The sequence below is a fragment of the Caulobacter sp. FV1ye6ST genome (genome assembly GCF_058681225.1).
On sequence record NZ_CM178733.1, the window covers coordinates 4,202,410 to 4,220,735 of the forward strand.

The 18,326-nt window shown below is 68.1% G+C and carries 16 protein-coding genes; 4 read left to right on the plus strand and 12 right to left on the minus strand.

From position 1 onward, the window contains the following. Window positions 1–33: 33 nt before the first annotated feature. A complete protein-coding gene (locus tag ACW175_RS19980; RefSeq protein ID WP_492101708.1) occupies window positions 34–1,299 on the minus strand; it encodes an NAD(P)/FAD-dependent oxidoreductase in 1,266 nt (421 codons plus the stop codon). Beyond that, window positions 1,292–2,689 carry a glutamine synthetase family protein gene (locus ACW175_RS19985; RefSeq protein ID WP_492101709.1) on the minus strand — a complete coding sequence of 466 codons (1,398 nt, stop codon included), beginning with the start codon at window positions 2,687–2,689 and terminating at the stop codon, window positions 1,292–1,294. Before ACW175_RS19985 ends, ACW175_RS19980 begins: the two co-directional genes overlap by 8 nt. A gap of 63 nt (window positions 2,690–2,752) precedes the next feature. Here ACW175_RS19985 and ACW175_RS19990 point away from each other — a divergent pair, with 63 nt between their 5' ends. Both ACW175_RS19990 and ACW175_RS19995 read left to right on the plus strand, forming a co-directional pair. Continuing rightward, the gene (locus ACW175_RS19990; RefSeq protein WP_492101710.1) at window positions 2,753–2,935 is read left to right on the plus strand and encodes an antitoxin; all 183 of its coding nucleotides are present in this window, start codon (window positions 2,753–2,755) and stop codon (window positions 2,933–2,935) included. A gap of 32 nt (window positions 2,936–2,967) precedes the next feature. Further along, on the plus strand, window positions 2,968–3,198 hold the full coding sequence (locus tag ACW175_RS19995) for a type II toxin-antitoxin system RelE/ParE family toxin (RefSeq protein ID WP_492105015.1): 231 nt from the start codon (window positions 2,968–2,970) through the stop codon (window positions 3,196–3,198). A gap of 2 nt (window positions 3,199–3,200) precedes the next feature. Here the strand turns inward: ACW175_RS19995 and ACW175_RS20000 are convergent, their stop codons facing one another. The 10 genes from ACW175_RS20000 to ACW175_RS20045 form a co-directional block, all read right to left on the minus strand. Then, on the minus strand, window positions 3,201–4,604 hold the full coding sequence (locus tag ACW175_RS20000; RefSeq protein WP_492101711.1) for an aspartate aminotransferase family protein: 1,404 nt from the start codon (window positions 4,602–4,604) through the stop codon (window positions 3,201–3,203). A gap of 162 nt (window positions 4,605–4,766) precedes the next feature. After that, window positions 4,767–5,885 (minus strand): ABC transporter ATP-binding protein, encoded by a 1,119-nt coding sequence (locus ACW175_RS20005; protein ID WP_492101712.1) that lies wholly within the window; start codon window positions 5,883–5,885, stop codon window positions 4,767–4,769. Beyond that, complete coding sequence (locus ACW175_RS20010) at window positions 5,882–6,751, minus strand: ABC transporter permease (protein ID WP_492101713.1); 870 nt, start codon at window positions 6,749–6,751, stop codon at window positions 5,882–5,884. Before ACW175_RS20010 ends, ACW175_RS20005 begins: the two co-directional genes overlap by 4 nt. Then, window positions 6,748–7,656 (minus strand): ABC transporter permease, encoded by a 909-nt coding sequence (locus ACW175_RS20015; RefSeq protein WP_492101714.1) that lies wholly within the window; start codon window positions 7,654–7,656, stop codon window positions 6,748–6,750. Before ACW175_RS20015 ends, ACW175_RS20010 begins: the two co-directional genes overlap by 4 nt. A 153-nt stretch (window positions 7,657–7,809) precedes the next feature. Further along, entirely contained in the window at window positions 7,810–8,904 is a 1,095-nt protein-coding gene (locus ACW175_RS20020) for an ABC transporter substrate-binding protein (RefSeq protein WP_492101715.1), read from the minus strand. Between the two features lie 44 nt (window positions 8,905–8,948). Continuing rightward, complete coding sequence (locus ACW175_RS20025; protein ID WP_492101716.1) at window positions 8,949–10,328, minus strand: glutamine synthetase family protein; 1,380 nt, start codon at window positions 10,326–10,328, stop codon at window positions 8,949–8,951. After that, the gene (locus ACW175_RS20030) at window positions 10,325–11,680 is read right to left on the minus strand and encodes an aspartate aminotransferase family protein (protein WP_492101717.1); all 1,356 of its coding nucleotides are present in this window, start codon (window positions 11,678–11,680) and stop codon (window positions 10,325–10,327) included. The genes ACW175_RS20025 and ACW175_RS20030 overlap by 4 nt, the downstream gene beginning before the upstream one ends. After that, window positions 11,677–13,131, minus strand: coding sequence for an NAD-dependent succinate-semialdehyde dehydrogenase (locus tag ACW175_RS20035; protein WP_492101718.1), 1,455 nt, complete (start codon window positions 13,129–13,131; stop codon window positions 11,677–11,679). Before ACW175_RS20035 ends, ACW175_RS20030 begins: the two co-directional genes overlap by 4 nt. Window positions 13,132–13,139: 8 nt before the next feature. Further along, window positions 13,140–14,639 (minus strand): aldehyde dehydrogenase, encoded by a 1,500-nt coding sequence (locus ACW175_RS20040; protein WP_492105016.1) that lies wholly within the window; start codon window positions 14,637–14,639, stop codon window positions 13,140–13,142. Between the two features lie 56 nt (window positions 14,640–14,695). Continuing rightward, entirely contained in the window at window positions 14,696–15,379 is a 684-nt protein-coding gene (locus tag ACW175_RS20045; RefSeq protein WP_492101719.1) for a GntR family transcriptional regulator, read from the minus strand. A gap of 78 nt (window positions 15,380–15,457) precedes the next feature. Between ACW175_RS20045 and aptA the strand changes: the two genes are divergently transcribed. Then, on the plus strand, window positions 15,458–16,777 hold the full coding sequence (gene aptA, locus ACW175_RS20050) for an omega-aminotransferase AptA (RefSeq protein ID WP_492101720.1): 1,320 nt from the start codon (window positions 15,458–15,460) through the stop codon (window positions 16,775–16,777). 82 nt (window positions 16,778–16,859) lie between these two features. Next, window positions 16,860–18,323 carry a serine hydrolase gene (locus tag ACW175_RS20055; protein WP_492101721.1) on the plus strand — a complete coding sequence of 488 codons (1,464 nt, stop codon included), beginning with the start codon at window positions 16,860–16,862 and terminating at the stop codon, window positions 18,321–18,323. Window positions 18,324–18,326 lie beyond the last annotated feature (3 nt).

The following is an 18,326-nucleotide window of genomic DNA, read 5'->3' on the forward strand; positions in this document are numbered from 1 at the left end:
GGGAGCGTGTCAATGCGGCTCGCGACGCGCGCGCTACAGCCGATCCCGCAACGCGTACCAACTCAGCCCCGCCACGGTCAGCGGCCAGCGCAGCAGGCGCCCGCCCGGAAACGGCGGGGTGGGGAGGCGCGAGAGCAGGTCGACGCCCTCCGTCTCGCCCAACACCGCCTCGGCCAGCAGCTTGCCGACATACGGCGCCAGCATGACCCCCTGCCCGGAATAGCCCGAGGCGACCCGCACGCCCGGCGCGACCTCGCCGACGAACGGCATTCGGCTCAGGGTGATGCCCAGGGTCCCGCCCCAGGCGTGGGTCAGCGGGACGGCGGCCAGTCGAGGATAGACCTTGGCGAGGTTCTCGCGGACCAGCCGGGCGATGTCGCGCGGAAACCCCGGCCGATAGTTTTCCCCGCCGCCGAACAGCAGCCGGCCATCGGGCGTCTTGCGGAAGTAGTTCACCACGAAGCGGCTGTCCGACACCGCCGCGTTCGAGCGGATGATGTCATCGGCCAAGTCGCCCAGCGGCGCGGTGACGGCGATGAAGTTGTTGATCGGCATGACCCGGTCGGGCGCCTTGCCGGCCATGGCGTTCAACAGGCCATCGCCGCTGAGGATCAGCTGGTCGCAGGTCACCCGGCCGGTCGCGGTCTCGACGACGATCCGGCCGCTCTGGCGTGTCCAGCTTTCGGCGCGGGTGCTCTCGTGGATCACCGCGCCCGCCGCCATCGCCGCGCGCGCCAGGCCCAGGGCCAGCTTCAGCGGATGCACGTGGCCGCCGCCGCGATCGATCAGGCCGCCGTGATAGACATCGGTTCCCAGCTCGGCGGCCAGATCGGCCTCGTCGATCAGCGCCAACTGGTCGTAGCCGTAGCGGTCGGCCATCAGCGCCGCATACGCCGCGTCCTCGGCCTCGCCGTCCGGCTTGTGGCGCGCGTGGATCATGCCCGGCCGCCAGTCGCAGGCGATCGCATCGGTCAGGGTGGCGAAATGCGCCCGCGCGTCCTCGGCCAGCCGCCACAGGGCCATGGCGTCATCTCGGCCGACGGTCTTCTCCAGCCAGGCCTGGTCGCGCCGCTGACCGGTATGGACCTGCCCGCCGTTACGCCCCGTCGCGGCGCAGCCCACGCGGCCGGCTTCCAGCACAATGGCCTTGCCGCCCAGCGCCAGGGCGGCCCCGAGACCGGTGAAGCCCGCGCCGACGATGCAGACATCGACCTCGGCGTCGCCGTCGAGCGGCGGCAAATCGAGGAAACCGGACGCCGTGTCGGCGTACCAGTTCCCAGCGCCGTAGACGTCAGACATTCAGCAGCAGGAACTCCCGCTCCCACGGGCTGATCGTGCGCATGAAGGTCTCGTACTCGGCCTGCTTCACGTGGTCATAGGCCTGGCAGAAGATCGGACCCAGGATCTCGACCAGCGGCTCGCACTGCTCGAACAGCTTCAGCGATTCCGACAGGCTGCGCGGCAGCTGGATTCCGGCCGCGCCGGCGTCGGTGGCGACCGGGGCGCTGGGCGTCAGGCCTTGCGTCATGCCCAGATAGCCGGCCGCCAACGAGGCCGCGATGGCCAGGTACGGATTGGCGTCGGACGAGGGGATGCGGTTTTCCAGCCGGCGGTTGGCCGGGTCGGACGGCGGCACCCGCAGGCCGCAGGTGCGGTTGTCATAGCCCCACTGGGTGTTGACCGGCGCGCCCGAGTCCTTGGCGATCCGGCGATACGAATTCACGTACGGCGCCAGTATGGCCATGATCGCCGGCAGATAGGTCTGCTGCCCGGCGATGAAGCCGTGGAACAGCGCCGTCTCCTCGCCCTTCTTGTCCGAGAACAGGTTCTTGCCGTCCTTGTCGACGATCGACTGGTGGATGTGCATGGCGCTGCCGGGCTCGCTGGCCATCGGCTTGGCCATGAAGGTGGCGTAGATCTCATGCTCCAGCGCCACCTCGCGGATGGTGCGCTTGAACATGAACACCTGGTCGGCCAGCTCCAGCGGCGGACCGTGGCGCAGGTTGATCTCCATCTGGGCCACGCCGCTCTCGTGGATCAGGGTGTCGATCTCCAGGCCCTGGCGCTCGGAATATTCGTACATGTCCTCGAACAGCGCATCGAACTCGTTGACCGCGCTGATCGAATAGCCCTGCCGCCCGGTCTCCGGCCGGCCCGAGCGGCCGATGGGGGGCTTGAGCGGGTAGTCGGGGTCGGTGTTCTTGTCGACGAGGTAGAACTCGATCTCCGGCGCCACGATCGGGACCCAGCCCTTCTCGGCGTACAGCGCCAGCACCCGCCGCAGCACTTGGCGCGGCGCCTCCTCGACCGGACGGCCGTCGGGGTGGAAGGCGTCATGGATCACCTGGGCCGTCGGGTCCTGCGCCCACGGCACGGCGGCCAGGGTGGCGAAGTCCGGGGTGAGGAAGATGTCGGTGTCGGACTGCACGGCGCTGACCGCGCCCTCGAACTCGGGGAAGTCGCCGGTGATGGTCTGGTAGAACACCGCCAGCGGCAGGTTCATCGACGGCGTGCCCAGGAACTTGCGCACCGGCATGATCTTGCCGCGCGCCACGCCGGCCAAGTCAGGCACCACGCACTCGATCTCCTCGATGCTCTGGCGCGCGAACCAGGCCTGGGCCTCCTCCAGCGACGCGACGCCCCGATTGAGCGTGGTCTCGCGCTTGGCCTTGTTGTGCTTGGGCTTCATGACGCGCTCCAAAAGCTCGGTTTTTCCCGATTTGTTCTCGGAAAGTTTCTGCTATCGTAGGGCATGGCCGAGCGTGAACCCGACATCTTCGACGCGCTGGAAGACGAAGCCGACCGCCAAGCGATGGCTGAAGCAGACGCCGATATCGCGGCTGGTCGGGTCGTGCCGCATGAGCGTGTGGTTGAGTGGCTGAAATCCCTTGGGACGCCTAACCAGCTGCCCACGCCATATTCGTGGCGGAAGTAGTTTGGACCGACCGCGCTTTCGCCGACATTGAGGTGATCGTCGCCTATATCGCTAGCCAATCGAAACCCCTCGCTGCTCAGCGCCTGGGTCAGAGGCTTTTGGCCATCGGCGAAAGCCTCCGAGATCAACCCGATCGTGGCCGCCCGATCTCTCACGGTCGTCGAGAGATCGCATTCGTCACGCCCTACCTTCTGCGTTACCGGGTCAAAGGCGACCGTGTGTTCATCATGGAAGTCCGCCACGGCGCACGGCGTCGTTCCTAGCGTCATGACACCGCCTCCGGCTTAAGCGCCCGCAGCACCGGCTCGGCGTCGTCCAACGATTTCCGGATGATCCCGACCAGCTCGTCGATCTGGGCGTGGGTGATGATCAGCGGCGGGCAGCAGACGATGCTGTCGCGGATGGCGCGGACCATCAGGCCGTTCTTGATGCAGAGGTCCCGCACGATCGGACCGGCTTCGCCTTCCTTGTCGAGGAAGCGATGGTTGGTGCCCTTCTCGCGGACGATCTCGACCGCGCCGATCAGACCCAGCGAGCGGGTTTCGCCGACCAGAGCATGGTCGTTCAGGGTCGCCAGGGCCTTGGCCAGATAGGGGCCGCTGTCGTCGCGGGTGCGCTCGATCAGGTTCTCGCGCTCGAGGATCTCGATGTTCTTCAGCGCCACCGCCGCGCAGGTCGGGTGGCCCGAGTACGTGAAGCCGTGGATGAAGTCGCCGCCCTTCTCGCGCAGCTCGGCCACGATGTGGTCGGCCACGCCGACGGCCGAGATCGGCAGGTAGCCGGACGACAGCCCCTTGGCCATGGCGATCAGGTCGGGCTTGATCCCGTAATGCTGGTGGCCGAACCATTGGCCCAGCCGCCCGAAGCCGCAGATCACCTCGTCGCAGACCAGGAGGATCCCGTACTTGCGGCACAGGGCCTCGACCGCCGGCCAGTAGCCGTCCGGCGGGATGATCACCCCGCCCGCCCCCTGCACCGGCTCGCCGATGAAGGCGGCGACATTCTCGGGGCCGACCTCGAGGATCTTGTCCTCGATCTCCTTCACCGCGCGATCGCGGAAGGCGGCGGGATCCTCGCCGAAGCCGTCGCCGAATGGATACGGCTGCATGACGTGATGGACGCCCGGGATCGGCAGGTCGCCCTGCACATGCATGTGCTTCATGCCGCCCAGCGACACCCCGGCCACGGTCGAGCCGTGATAGGCGTTCCAGCGGCTGATGAAGACCGTCCGGTTCGGCTCGCCCTTGAGCTTCCAGTAGTGGCGGACCAGCCGGAAGACCGTGTCATTGGCCTCTGACCCCGACGAGTTGAAGAACACATGGCTCAGATGGTCGCCCATCTTGCTGGCGATCTTGGCCGCCAGGGTCACGGTCGGCGGCGTCGCGGTCTTGAAGAAGGTGTTGTAGTACGGCAGCTCCAGCATCTGCTCGTAGGCGGCTTCGGCCAGCTCCTCGCGGCCATAGCCGACATTGACGCACCACAGACCGGCCATGCCGTCCAGGATCTGATGGCCGTCGCCGTCGTGGATATAGACGCCGTCGGCGCGGGTGATGATCCGGCTGCCGCCCAGTTCGGCGATCACCTTGTGGTCGGCCTGGGCCGGCAGGTGGTGGGCCACGTCCAGGCGTCGGAGTTCGGCGATGTCGTGGTTGCGGATCGGGACGGTCATCGGTGGCTCCTGACGATATTTTCTTTTCGTTTTACGGTCCCCTTCCCCCTTGGATGGGGGAAGGGTCGGGGATGGGGGTGACAGCGCGTCCGACCTCAGCTCGGCCGAACCGCCGCATCACCCCCCCCCTGCCCCTCCCCCATCGAGGGGGAGGGGAAATAGCTAGCTCAACAACACCGCCGGCGAGCAGGCGTGCCAGCACAGCCAAACGGTCTCGCCCAGCTTGAAGTCCTCCTGGTCCCAGCGGGTCAGGTTCGAGCGCTGGACCTTGATCCGGCGCCCACCTTCGATCTCCACCTCGTAGGTGGATTGGCCGCCCAGATAGGCCTCGTGCTTGATGACGCCCGCGATGGCGTTGGTCCCTTGCGGGCAGTCGCCAAGGTTGGGCGGCGTATCCCCTTCCTTCTTGTGCAGCTCGATCTTCTCGGGACGGATCGCCGCCCAGACCGTGCCGCCGCGCGCGCCGGTGACGCCGTGGTCCAGGAAAATGTCCACCGGCAGGTCCGGCGAGCGGATCACCGCGTGGCTGGGCTCGTCGACCGCCAGCACGCCTTCGAACAGGTTCACCTGGCCGATGAAGTCGGCGACGAGCCGACTGTTGGGGAACTCGTAGAGGTCGTTTGGCGAGGCCACCTGCTGCAGCAGACCCTTGCTCATCACCGCGCAGCGGGTGGCCAGGGCCAGGGCCTCGTCCTGGTCGTGAGTGACCATGATGAAGGTGATGCCGACCTTCTCCTGCAGGGTGCACAGCTCGGTGCGCATCTGCTCGCGCAGCTTGGCGTCCAGGGCCGACAGGGGCTCGTCCAGCAGCAGCACGCGCGGACGCTTGATCAGCGCCCGGGCCAAGGCCACGCGCTGGCGCTGACCGCCGGAGAGCTGGTCGGGCTTGCGGCCGCCATAGCCGCCCAGTTGCACCAGCTCCAGCGCCTCCTCGACGCGGCGGTCGCGCTCGGCCTTGCCGACCTTGTCGACGACCAGGCCATAGGCGACGTTGTCGGCGACGGTCATGTGCGGGAACACGGCGTAGGACTGGAACACCATGTTCACTGGCCGCTTGTTGGGCGGCACGTTGGAGATGTCCTGGCCGTCGATCAGGATCCGGCCCTCGGTGGGCGTCTCGAAGCCGGCCAGCATCCGCAGCAGGGTGGTCTTGCCGCAGCCGGACGGTCCCAGCAGGGCGAAGAACTCGCCCTCGTTCACGGTCAGGGAGACGTTGTCGACCGCCGCCAGCTTGCCGAAGCGCTTGGTGACGTTCTCGAAGGTGATGATGGGTTTGGTCATTTAGCGTCCCCCGCCCCGTGGCCAGCCCCATGATTGGCTGCGGCCGCCGGGTCCCCCTGCAGTTTCAGCGCCGCCGCGGTCAGCAGCACGGTCAGCACGATCAGCACCGTCGAGGCCGCGTTGACCTCCGGCGTCACCGAGAAGCGGACCATCGAATAGACCTTCACCGGGAAGGTCACCGTGTCCGGCCCGGCGGTGAAGAAGGTGATGACGAAGTCGTCCAGGCTCAACGTGAAGGCCAGCAGCGCGCCGGCCACCAGCGACGGGGCCATGTGCGGCAGGATCACGTCCTTGATGGTGCGGAACTCGCCGGCGCCCAGGTCGCGGGCGGCCTCCTCCATCTCGCGGTTGAAGCTGGCCATGCGGGCGCGCACCACCACCGCCACGAACGGGAACGAGAACGAGACGTGGGCGATGATGATCGCCCCCAGGTTCAGCGGCCAGGCCAGGCCCTGCGGCCACGGCATGACCCGGGCGAAGAACACCAGCATGGCCACGCCCATGCAGATCTCGGGGACCACGATCGGCAGGGCCAGGGCCCCGTCCAGGGCCGTCTTGCCGGGGAAGCGGAAGCGCCACAGCAGCAGGGCCGCCGAGGCGCCCAGGATCAGGCTGATCACCGTCGAGGCGGCCGCGATCGTCAGACTGTTGCCGAACGCCTCCAGCAGGGCGGAGTCGTTGAACAGCTTGTCGTAATATTTGAGCGTGAAGCCCTTCCAGACGATGTTGCGCCGGCTGTCGTTGAAGCTGAACGCCATCAGGGCGACCAGCGGCGCGTAGAGGAAGATCCCCACCATCGCCAGCCAGGCCCGCATCGGCCAGCGGCGGAGGTACTCCAGGGGGCCGGGGGGTGATTTCTTGGTCATCCCTTGGCCTCCGGCGTGCGCTTGGCCAGCACCGCCTGGATCGCTATGGCGATGAAGGTCAGGTACATCAGCACGAACGACATGGCCGCGCCGAAGGGCCAGTCGTTGGCGCGCTTGAACTGGCGCTCGATGATGTTGGCGATCATCTGGCTGTCGGGGCCGCCCAACAGGTCCGGCGTGAGGTAGGCGCCCAGCGCCGGGATGAAGGTGATCAGGATTCCCGAGGCGATGCCCGGAAGGGCAAGCGGCACGACCACCTTGAACAGGGTCCGCATGTGCCCGGCGCCCAGGTCGAGACTGGCCTCCAGCAGAGACTTGTCGAGGCGATCCAGGGCCGAATAGAGTGGCAGCACCATGAACGGCAGATGCACGTAGACGAGGCCCAGGATCACCGCGAAATTGTTGTGCAGCAGCCCCAGCGGCTGGAAGTCGCCCAGCGGTTGTAGACCCACCAGCGCCGCGAACCCGCTGCCGCCTTTCCACAGCCATTCCAGGCCCTGGTTGACGTAGCCTTCGGTGCGCAGCACCGCGATCAGGGCGTAGGTGCGGATCAGGAGGTTCGTCCAGAACGGCAGCATGATCATCAGCAAGAGCCAGGTCTTGGCCTTGTCCGACGCGAAGGTGATGGCCAGCGCCACCGGGAAGCCCAGCACCAGGCACAGCCCCGTGGTCAGCCCCGCCACCCAGGCCGACTTCAGGAAGATCTTCAGGTACAGCGGCTCGATCGCCCGGGCGTAATTGTGGAACGTGCCGGTGATGGCGATCTCGGTCAGGCCCTCGTTGTGGCCGAAGCTGTAGGCCCAGACGATCGCCATCGGCGCCAGGAAGAAAACCACCAGCCACACCAGCGGCGGTCCCAACGCGGCGGCGAAGACGGCCTTGGCCTGTTTCCAGCTCTGCTCCATGAGCGGCGCCTCTTCTCCCTTCCCCCTTGATGGGGGAAGGGCGGGGTTGGGGGTGAAAGCGGTTCAGGATTGAGTGAGGCCGAGGTGACGTCCGCCGTGGGTGTCACCCCCATCCCCAACCCTTTCCCCCATCAAGGGGGAAGGGGGCTATGCCTAAGCCGCCCGCACCCGCGTGATGATTTCCTCGTACAGGCTGGCCTTCTCGGCCCCCTCGAACGCCCCGTATTCGCACTTGGCCATGATGTCGGCGGGGGGGAAGATGACCGGATTGTCGCGATAGGTGTCCGGCATCAGCGCCTTCGCGGCCGCGTTCGGGGTCGGGTAGAGGATCGTCTTCGTGATCTCGGCCCCGGCCTGGGCGTCCAGCAGGTAGTTGATGAAGGCGTGAGCGTTGTTGGGCCGCGGCGCGCCCTTGGGGATGCACAGGGTGTCGCTGTTGATCAGCGAACCTTCCTTGGGCACCACGAAGTCGAGGTCCGGGTCGTCCTTCATCACCTGGGCGATGTCGCCGTTATATTCCAGCACCAGGTCGACCTCGCCCGAGACCAGCAGGTCCTGGCCGTTGTCGTCATGGAACGCCTTCACGAACGGCTTCTGCTTGATCAGCATCCGCTCGATCTTCGGCAGCATGTCGGCCGGGATGTCGTTGACGCTGTGGCCCAGATACTTGGCCGACAGGCGCACCAGGTCGGCGCTTTCCGACAGCAGGGCGATGCGGCCCTTGTACTTGTCGCTGTCGAACAGCCACTTCCAGCTGTCGGGCACGCCCTGAACCTTGCTCTTGCGATAGCCGATGCCCAGCAGCAGCCAGGTGTAGGGCATCGAATATTTCCGACCCGGATCGAAGTCCGGATTGAGGAACGACGGGTCCAGGTTCTTCATGTTCGGGATCTTGGCGTGATCCAGCACCTCGAGCATGCCGGCCTGGCCCATGCGCGTGACGAACTCGTTCGACGGCACGATCACGTCGAAGCCCGGATTGCCCGCCTTGAGCTTGGCGAACAGCTCGTCGTTGGTCGCGAACAGGCTCATGTTCACGTCGACGCCGGTCGCCTTCTTGAAGTCGCCCAGCGTGGTCTCGCCGATATAGGTGTCCCAGTTGTAGAAGTTCAGCTTGGGCTCTTCGCCGTTCGCGCCGGCCGCCTTGGGTTTCTCGCCGCAGGCCGTGAACGACAGGCCGATGGCCGCCGCCCCGAAGGCCGTCAGAAGCGAGCGCCGCGAAGCCCCGCCGTTCCTGTATCCGCTCATCTGAAACTCCCTCTTGTTTCGATGTTTATGCGTTCATTCCGCCACTACGCGTTGCGGAGGTACCAGTCGAAATCGAGCTCGGTGACGACCTCGAAGAAGCGCGCCTGTTCCGTGCGCTTGACCGAGACGAACATGTCCACGAAGCGGTCGCCGAGATAGTCGCGCAGGACCTCGGACTTTTCGAACAGGTCGACGGCCGCGAACCAGTTGGACGGCAGCCGGATGTTCTCCTTGGCCGCCGCCGCGTAGCCGTCGCCGATCACCGCCGGGCCGGGATCGAGCTTGTTGGCGATGCCGTGGTGGGCGCTGGCCAGCAGCACGGCCATCACCAGGTACGGATTGCCATCGGCCCCGGCCACCCGATGCTCGACGTGACGGGTCTTGGGCGGGCCGGCGGGGACGCGCAAGGATACGGTGCGGTTGTTGACGCCCCAGGTCGGAGCGACAGGCGCGTAGCTGTTGGCCTTGAACCGGCGATAGCTGTTGGCGTTCGGGGCCAGGATGGCCATGCCCTCGCCCAGCAGCACCTTCATGCCAGCGATAGCCTGCTTCAGCAGCGGCGAGCCTTCCAGGTCCTCGGCGGCGCACAGGTTGTTGCCCTCGGCGTCGTTGACGCTGAGATGGACGTGGAAGCCGTTGCCGGCCCGGTCCGCCCACGGCTTGGCCATGAAGGTCGCCTCGCAGCCATGGCGCAGGGCCACGCCCTTGGCGGCGCGCTTGTAGAGCACCGCGTCGTCGGCCGCGCGCAGGGCGTCGGGCTTGTGCTTCAGGGTCAGCTCGACCTGGCCCGGGGCGAACTCCGAGATCGCGCCTTCCAGCGGCACGCCCAGCACGTCGGCGGTGTCCCACAGCTCGCGCAGGAACGGGGCGTGGGCCTCCAGCTCGGGCAGGCCGTAGACCTGGACGCCCGTGGGGCGCAGGCCGGTCTGCATCGACTTGGCCGGCTGCAGCTCGCCGTTCGGGCCGCGTTGCAGGTCGACCAGATAATATTCCAGCTCGCACGCGGCGACCGGCGTCAGGCCATCGGCGGCGTAGCGATCCAGCACCCTTTGCAGCACGTGGCGCGGATCCAGGGCGTTGGGCGTCCCGTCCAGCTCGTACATGGACAGCATGACCTGGGCGACGTCGGGACCCAGCCAGGGCGCCAGGGTCAGCGTGCCGGGCACGGGCCGCGCGCGGCGGTCGGCGTCGCCGTCCTCCCAGACGAGGCCTGTGTCCTCGCAGTCGGCCCCGTTGGTGTCGACCACCAGCACCGAGCCCGGCAGGAAGCGGCCGTACTCGTAGATCGCCTCCAGCTCATGCACCCGCAGCCGCTTGCCGCGCGGCACGCCGGTCATGCTGGTGAAGAACACCTCGACGAACTTGACCCGCGGGTTGGCGGCGAGGAAATCGCGGCATTCCTGGATATCGGCTACGGCGCTCATGCGTCCCCCATCGCGGTCGCGAAGCCATCCACGGCCGCGACCAGCCGGTCGATCGCCGCGTCGTCGGTGACGGGCGAGACCAGCATCATGTTGTGGAAGGGCGCGATCAGGACGCCCCGGTTGATCAGCCACAAGTGCAGCGCTTCCACCGCCTCATGGTCCAGCACTTTCCGCATCGCGGCGGCGTTCTTCGGTGGAGGATCGGCGAAGACCAGCTCCACGCGGGCGCCGACATGGGCGACGGACCACGCCAGCTTGCGCGCGGAGATCACGGCCTCCAGGCCGGCGACCAGGCGCTCGGCCCCGGCCAGCATCTTCGCATAGGCGGCGTCGGTCATCACCTCGGACAGCATGGCGCGCATGGCGGCCATGGCGAGCGCATTGCCCGACAGCGTGGTGCCGATGCCGGACTGGCCCGGACCGACCCGCGCCTGGGCCTCGTCCATGCGCGCCGAGAGTTCGGCGGTGACGCCCCAGACGGCGGCCGGCACGCCTCCGGCGACGGCCTTGCCCAAGACGAAAACGTCGGGCTCCAGCCCGTATTCGCGCGTATAGCCGCCGGGGCCGGTCGAGATCGTGTGGGTCTCATCGATGATCAGCAGCGTCCCCGCCTCACGGGTCAGCGTGCGCAGGGCGTCGTGGAAGCCTGGCTCCGGCAGGATCATGCCGCAGTTGGTCATCACCGGCTCGGCCAGCACGGCGGCGACGTCGCCGGGCGCGAGCGCGGTCCGCAGGGCTTCTAGATCGTTGAAGGGCGCGACGCGGGTGGTGGCCGTGAGGTCGTGGACCTGGCCCAGCAGGCCGGGTTTCATCGCCGAAGCGCCGTCCTTCAGCACCACGAAGGCGTCATCGACCATGCCATGGTAGCAGCCGTCGAACACCAGCACGACCGATCGCTGCGTCACCGCCCGCGCCCAGCGGATCGCCGCGCGGTTGGCGTCGCTGGCCGTGGTCGCGGTCTGCCACAGCGGCAGGCCGAACCGCTCGGCTAAAAGTTTGCCGACGATGACCGCCGAGGCGGTCGGCAGCATGAACCCGGCCCCGCGCTTGATCTGGTCGGCGACGGCCGCCGCCACCGAGGCGTCGCCATGCCCGAACATCGCCGGCGTGTCGCCCAGGCAGAAGTCGTCATAGAGCTTGCCGTCGACATCCGTGACCTGCGCGCCGACGCCCTGGGCGGCGAAGATCGGACTGGGAGAGGCCCAGTCGTTCATCCAGTGCATCGGCGCCCCGCCGCGCCAGACCGCCGAAGCGGCCTTGGCCATCGCCACCGAGCGCGGGTGCTCGGCGAGGAAGCGGCCGCGTTCGCTGGCGAGGAGGTCGGGGAGCGTGCGGGTGAGTTCGGCGATCATCCCACCCCGCCAAAGCACAGGTACTTGGTCTCCAGATACTCGTCCAAACCCTCGGACGAGCCCTCGCGGCCCAGGCCCGACTCCTTGACCCCGCCGAACGGCGCGACCTCGGTCGAGATCAGGCCTTCGTTGATGCCGACCATGCCGGCCTCGATGGCCTCGGCCACCCGCCAGCATCGGCCGACGTCGCGGCTGTAGAAGTAGGACGCCAGGCCGAACGGCGTGGCGTTGGCCAGGTCTATGGCCTCGGCTTCGGTCTCGAACTTCACGATCGGGGCGACCGGGCCGAAGATCTCTTCCTGGAACAGCGCCATTTGCGGCGTGGCGTCGACCAGCACCGTCGGCTGATAGAACAGGCCGCCCAGGCCGTGCAGGTCGCCGCCGGTCAGCACCCTGGCCCCGTCGCGGACCGCCTCGGTCACCAGCCGGTCGACCTTGCACAGCGCCTTGTCGTTGATCAGCGGACCGATCTGCACACCGTCGCCCGTGCCCGGACCGACCTTCAGCGCCGCGACCTTCCCGGCCAGCCGGGCGGCGAAGGCGTCGTGGATCCCCGACTGCACGATCAGCCGGTTGGCGCAGACGCAGGTCTGGCCGGTGTTGCGATACTTGCTGGCGATCGCGCCGTCGACGGCGGCCTCCAGGTCGGCGTCGTCGAAGACGATGAAGGGCGCGTTGCCGCCCAGCTCCAGGCTGAGCTTCTTCATCGTGCCGGCGCATTGGGCGTAGAGGAGTTTTCCGATCGGGGTCGAGCCGGTGAACGACAGCTTGCGCACCCGGCTGTCCTCGCAGAGGGCCTTGCCGATGGCGCTGGAATCCTTGCCGGTGACGACGTTCAGCACGCCCGCAGGCACGCCCGCCTCGATCGCCAGCCGGGCGATGGCCAGGGCGCACAGCGGCGTCTCGGCGGCCGGCTTGACCACCACGGTGCAGCCCGAGGCCAGGGCCGGCCCGACCTTGCGGGTGATCATGGCGATCGGGAAGTTCCACGGCGCGATGGCCGCGCACACGCCCACCGGCTGCTTGATCGAGACCAGGCGCTTGCCTGGCATCGGGGTCGGGATGGTGTGACCGTAGGCGCGCTTGGCCTCGTCGGCGAACCAGTCGATGAACGCCGCGCCATAGGCCACCTCGCCCTTGGCCTCGGCCAGCGGCTTGCCCTGTTCGGCGGTCATCAGACGCGCCAGATCGTCGGCGTGGGCGAGCATCAGGTCGCTCCACCGGCGCAGGATCGCCCCGCGCTCCTTGGCGGTCTTGGCGGCCCAGGCCGGGAAGGCGCGGTGCGCGGCCTCGATGGCCACCCGCGTCTCGCCGGCGCCCAGGTCGGCGACGTTGGCGATCACCGTCCCGTCGGCCGGATCGAGCACCTCGAAGGTCGTGTCGCCCTCGATCCAGAGGCCGTCGATGAAGGCTTCGGTTTCAACGAGATTCAGGCGGGAAGAATGGGTCATGGGGCGGGCTACCTCAACGTCACGGACACCGACTTCAGGTCGGCGTACTTGTGCAACGCATGAAGGCTGCGGTCGCGGCCAAACCCCGACTGCTTGAAGCCGCCGAACGGCATGGTGATGTCGCAGGCGTCCCAGCCATTGACCCAGACCAGCCCGGCCTTCAGCCGCCGCGCGCCGCGCAGGGCGCGGTTGATGTCGGACGTCCAGAGGCCGGCGGCCAGGCCATAGACGGTGTCGTTGGCCAGCTGCAGCGCCTCGTCCTCGGACTTGAAGCTCATCACCCCCAGCACCGGTCCGAACACCTCCTCGCGGGCCAGGGTGCTATCAGGCTCGACCCGGTCGAAGATGGTCGGCTCGACATAGAAACCGCCGGTATCGCGACGGATGCGCTGACCGCCCAGCACCCGGCGCGCGCCCTGGCTGTCGGCGGTGGCGATGTAGTCCAGCGCGGTGTTCATCTGCCGCTCGCTGACCATGGCCCCGAACTGGGTGGCCGGATCCAGCGGATCGCCGACGACCATGGCCTTGGCCGCGGCCACGACCTTCTCCAGGAACTCGTCCTTGATCGAGGCTTCGACCAGCAGGCGCGAGGCGGCCGTGCAGACCTCGCCCTGGTTATAGAACACGCCCCAGGCGGCGGCCTGGGCCGCCGAGTCCAGGTCGGGGCAGTCGGCGAAGACGATCTGGGGCGACTTGCCGCCCAGCTCCAGACTGACCCGCTTCAGGTTCGAGCGGGCCGAATATTCCATCAGTTTGCGGCCCACGGGACCCGAGCCGGTGAAGGCGATCATGTCGACGTCCTTGGACAGCGCCAGCGCCTCGCCCGCCTCGCCGCCCAGCCCCGGGATCACGTTCAGCACGCCCGGCGGCAGGCCGGCCTCCAGGGCCAGTTCGCCCAGCTTCAGGGCGGTCAGCGGCGACTGCTCGGCGGGCTTCAGCACCACCGAATTGCCCATGGCCAGGGCCGGCGCGACCTTCCACATCGCCATGTGCAGCGGGAAGTTCCACGGCACGATCGCCCCGATCACGCCCAACGGCTCGTGGACCGCATAGCTCAGGCGGTCGGCGGGCGAGGTCCCGACCTCGCCATACACCTTGTCCAGCGCCTCGGCGTACCAGCGGCAGGTGTTGATCGCCAGCGGGATGTCGACATTGCGCGCGTCGCTGATCGGCTTGCCGACGTCCAGGCTCTCCAGCAGGGCCAGGTCCTCGGCGTCGCGCTCCATCAGCTCGGCCAGGCGGAACAGCACCTTCTTCTTCTGGCGCGGCCCCTGGTCGCGCCAACGGCCGTCCTCGAAGGCCGTGCGGGCGCTGAACACGGCCAGGGCCACGTCCTCGCTCTGGCAGGCGACCACCAGGTTCAGCACCTGGCCATCGCGCGGCGAGACATTGCGGAAGGTCGCGCCCGTGACGGCCTCGACCCGCGCGCCGTCGATCACCGCCAGGCAGGGCAGCTCCAGTCGGGCGAGACGCTCGGCAATGTCGGCGGGCAAGGTCACGCGGGATATCCGTACTGATTGTGATCACAGTTTGCCTGACCACCCCAAGTGTCAAGCATCCGACTTTATGGGGCCGCGTCTACCGCGACCCGCATCTTTTCCATGCCTTCGGAAAGGTCAGCGGCGATGGCCCGGCGGGCGCCGTCCGCGTCGCCGGCCTTCAGGGCGGCCATGGCCTCGGCGTGGCGATCCGCGACAAGGCCATCGGCCCCCACCCGACCGAACACCACCCGCATGAACGGCCCGATTTGCAGCCACAGGCCGCCGGCCATCGACAACAGCACCTCCGCCCCCGCCCGCTCATACAGGGCGAAGTGGAAGGCGTGGTTGGCCGTCATGTAGCGGTCGACATCGCCCAGCCGCAGGGCCTCGTCGACATCGGCGTCGATGGCCTGCAGGCGCCTGACCAGGCTGGAGTCGGCGTTCGTCGCGGCGCTCGTGACGGCTCTGGCGGCCAGCTCCGGCTCGACCCACAGGCGGGCTAGGGACAGCTGCTCCAGGCGGTCGGCGGTCAAGGAGGGGACGGACAATCGCTTGTTGGCCGGGTTGATCGCCAGGGCCCGCTCGGCGACCAGACGACGGACCGCGTCGCGCACCGGCATCGGCGACACTCCGAGCTCGGCGGCCAGACTTCGCAGGGACACGCCCCTGCCCGGCGCGATGCGGCCGGTGATAAGAGCCTGGCGGATCGCCTCGTACACCCGGTCGTGGACGGCTGTTGAATCCGCGAGCGGCTTTCGGGCCTTCATCTCATCCCGCTCCGTGAGGGCTTGCCAGTTGACCCGCAATTGCGATCACAATGCAAGACCCGGATGGAGTTCCCCGCCATGCCCGATTTCGGCGCCAACGACCTCGACGCCTTCTGGATGCCGTTCACGCCGAACCGGCGGTTCAAGAGCCATCCGAGGATGCTCTCGTCGGCCAAGGGCATGATCTACAAGACGCCGGAGGGGCGCGAGGTGCTGGACGCCACCTCGGGCCTCTGGTGCGTCAACGCCGGTCACGACCGCCCGAGGATCCGCGAGGCCATCCAGCGCCAGGCGGCCGAGATGGACTATGCCCCCTGCTTCAACATGGGCCACCCGCTGGCCTTCCAGTTCGCCGCGCGCCTCGCCCAGATCACGCCGAAGGGGCTGGACCGGATCTTCTTCACGAACTCCGGGTCGGAGTCGGTCGACACCGCCCTGAAGATCGCCCTGGCCTATCACCGCGGCCGGGGCAAGGGGACCAAGACCCGGCTGATCGGCCGCGAGCGCGGCTATCACGGCGTCGGGTTCGGCGGCATCTCGGTGGGCGGCATCCCGACCAACCGCAAGTATTTCGGATCCTTGCTCACCGGCGTCGACCACCTGCCCCACACCCACGGCGTGGCCGGCAATCTGTTCGCCAAGGGCCAGCCCGAGCACGGCGCCCACCTGGCCGACGACCTGGAGCGGATCGTCGCCCTCCACGACGCCTCCAACATCGCCGCGGTGATCGTCGAGCCGGTGGCCGGATCGACCGGCGTGCTGGTCCCGCCCAAGGGCTATCTGGAGCGCCTGCGGGCCATCTGCGACAAGCACGACATCCTGCTGATCTTCGACGAGGTGATCACCGGCTTCGGACGCCTGGCCGCCCCGTTCGCCGCCGACCGCTTCGGCGTCACGCCCGACCTGATGTGCCTGGCCAAGGGCCTGACCAACGCCACCGTCCCCTGCGGCGCGGTCGCCGCCTCGACCCGGATCTACGACGCCATGCTCGAGGGCGCTGATGCCCCGATCGAGCTTTTCCACGGCTACACCTATTCCGCCCACCCCCTGGCCTGCGCGGCGGGTCTCGCCACCCTGGAGACCTATCAGGAGGACGACCTCTTCAATCGCGCCGCGTCGATGGAGGCCTATTGGCGGGAGGCCATGCACAGCCTGGCCGACGCCCGCCATGTCATAGATATCCGCGACCTGGGCCTCGTCGCCGGGGTCGAGCTTTCGCCCCGCCCCGGCGCGGCCACGGCGCGGGCCATGGAGGTGTTCGAGACCTGCTTCGACGAGGGCCTGCTGATCCGCGTCACCGGCGACATCATCGCCCTGTCGCCGCCGCTGATCCTTGAGAAGAGCCACATCGACCGGATGGTCGAGACGCTTCGCAAGGTGCTCGCCAAGGTCGACTAGGCGCGAGCGCACATTACCGATTGTTGTGTTGCCCTCGAGGGCCGGAACATCTGAACTCCTTGCCACACAAGGGGTGCGCCGCATGAACATGATCCGACAGGCCGCGATGACCGTGCTCGTCTGCGTAGCGGCGGCGCCGGCCTTTACCGCGCCAAGCTGGGCCGCGAGCCCGACGGTCGAGCAACGCGTCCAGGGCGTCACCACAGGCCTGCGGGGCGCCGTCGAGATCAAGGGCGCGCCGCCGGCGAAGCAGAGCCTTCAGGGCCAGATGGCGGCCCTGCATGTGCCCGGCGTCGCCATCGCGGTGATCCGGGGCGGCAAGATCGAATGGGCGCGCGGCTTCGGTGTCACCCGCCAGGGTGGCGAGCCGGTGACCGCTGACACGCTGTTCCAGGCCGGCTCGGTCAGCAAGCCGGTCGCCGCCATGGCGGCCCTGGCCGTCGTTCAGGACGGCCGGCTGTCGCTGGACACCGACGTCAACCAGACCCTGAAGAGCTGGACCCTGCCGGCCAGCCCGTTCACCGCGACCACGCCGGTCACCCTGCGGGCGCTGCTGTCTCATACGGCCGGAACCACCGTGCACGGGTTCGCGGGCTACGCGGCCGGCGAGCCTGTCCCCACCCTTCCGCAGGTGCTGAGCGGGACGGCGCCGGCCAACTCCGCCCCCGTCGTCGTCGACCAGGCCGTGGGAAGCGCCTACCGCTATTCGGGCGGCGGCTATTCGATCGCCCAGCAGATGGTTGTCGACGCCACGGGCCAGACCTTCCCCGCCGTCGTCCACGACAAGGTCCTCGCGCCGATCGGCATGACCCGCAGCACCGAGGACCAGCCGCTGGACGCCGCGCGATCGGCCCACGCCGCCTGGCCGCACGACACCAAGGGCGCGCTTATCGCGGGCGGTCCCCACACCTATCCGGAAATGGCCGCCGCCGGCCTATGGACCACCGCCAACGACCTGGCCAGGTTCACGATCGACCTGGCGAAGTCGGCGAACGGCGAGAGCGGCCACGTCCTGTCGCCGAAGACCGCCCGCGAGATGCTGACGCCGGTGAAGTCGGACTACGGCCTGGGCCTGTCGGTCCAGGGCGCCACGGCGCGCAAGTACTTCTACCACAACGGGTCCAACGCCGGGTACAAGGCGGTGATGCTGGCCTATCCGGACACCGGCGACGGCGTCGTCGTGCTGACCAATGGCGACCAGGGCTACCAACTCAGCGAGGCGATCGTCCGCGCCGTCGCGGTCGAATACGGCTGGCCCGACTATCACCCCATCGAGCGCCCGGTCGTCCCCATGCCCCCGGCCGAGCTGGCCAAGTTCGTCGGAACCTTCACGCTGGGCGACGCCGGCGACTTCACGATCCGCCGCGACGGCGACCGGCTGGTGGCCGATATCTGGACGGGCGTCGTCGACCCGCTGTTCCCGGACACCGCCAGCGGTTTCTTCATCACCGCCCAGGATCTGAGGATTGTCTTCAGCGATCCCGACCACGGCGTGCTGAGCCTGCGCGACGACAAGATGGCGTTCACGCGCAAGCCGGCGAAATGATCG

What these genes read in the sequence shown, in the direction of transcription:
- ACW175_RS19980 (WP_492101708.1), bottom strand. Translation starts at nt 1,299, where the DNA reads ATGTCTGACGTCTACGGCGCTGGGAACTGGTACGCCGACACGGCGTCC.
- ACW175_RS19985 (WP_492101709.1), bottom strand. Translation starts at nt 2,689, where the DNA reads ATGAAGCCCAAGCACAACAAGGCCAAGCGCGAGACCACGCTCAATCGG.
- ACW175_RS19990 (WP_492101710.1), top strand. Translation starts at nt 2,753, where the DNA reads ATGGCCGAGCGTGAACCCGACATCTTCGACGCGCTGGAAGACGAAGCC.
- ACW175_RS20000 (WP_492101711.1), bottom strand. Translation starts at nt 4,604, where the DNA reads ATGACCGTCCCGATCCGCAACCACGACATCGCCGAACTCCGACGCCTG.
- ACW175_RS20005 (WP_492101712.1), bottom strand. Translation starts at nt 5,885, where the DNA reads ATGACCAAACCCATCATCACCTTCGAGAACGTCACCAAGCGCTTCGGC.
- ACW175_RS20010 (WP_492101713.1), bottom strand. Translation starts at nt 6,751, where the DNA reads ATGACCAAGAAATCACCCCCCGGCCCCCTGGAGTACCTCCGCCGCTGG.
- ACW175_RS20015 (WP_492101714.1), bottom strand. Translation starts at nt 7,656, where the DNA reads ATGGAGCAGAGCTGGAAACAGGCCAAGGCCGTCTTCGCCGCCGCGTTG.
- ACW175_RS20020 (WP_492101715.1), bottom strand. Translation starts at nt 8,904, where the DNA reads ATGAGCGGATACAGGAACGGCGGGGCTTCGCGGCGCTCGCTTCTGACG.
- ACW175_RS20025 (WP_492101716.1), bottom strand. Translation starts at nt 10,328, where the DNA reads ATGAGCGCCGTAGCCGATATCCAGGAATGCCGCGATTTCCTCGCCGCC.
- ACW175_RS20030 (WP_492101717.1), bottom strand. Translation starts at nt 11,680, where the DNA reads ATGATCGCCGAACTCACCCGCACGCTCCCCGACCTCCTCGCCAGCGAA.
- ACW175_RS20035 (WP_492101718.1), bottom strand. Translation starts at nt 13,131, where the DNA reads ATGACCCATTCTTCCCGCCTGAATCTCGTTGAAACCGAAGCCTTCATC.
- ACW175_RS20045 (WP_492101719.1), bottom strand. Translation starts at nt 15,379, where the DNA reads ATGAAGGCCCGAAAGCCGCTCGCGGATTCAACAGCCGTCCACGACCGG.
- aptA (WP_492101720.1), top strand. Translation starts at nt 15,458, where the DNA reads ATGCCCGATTTCGGCGCCAACGACCTCGACGCCTTCTGGATGCCGTTC.
- ACW175_RS20055 (WP_492101721.1), top strand. Translation starts at nt 16,860, where the DNA reads ATGAACATGATCCGACAGGCCGCGATGACCGTGCTCGTCTGCGTAGCG.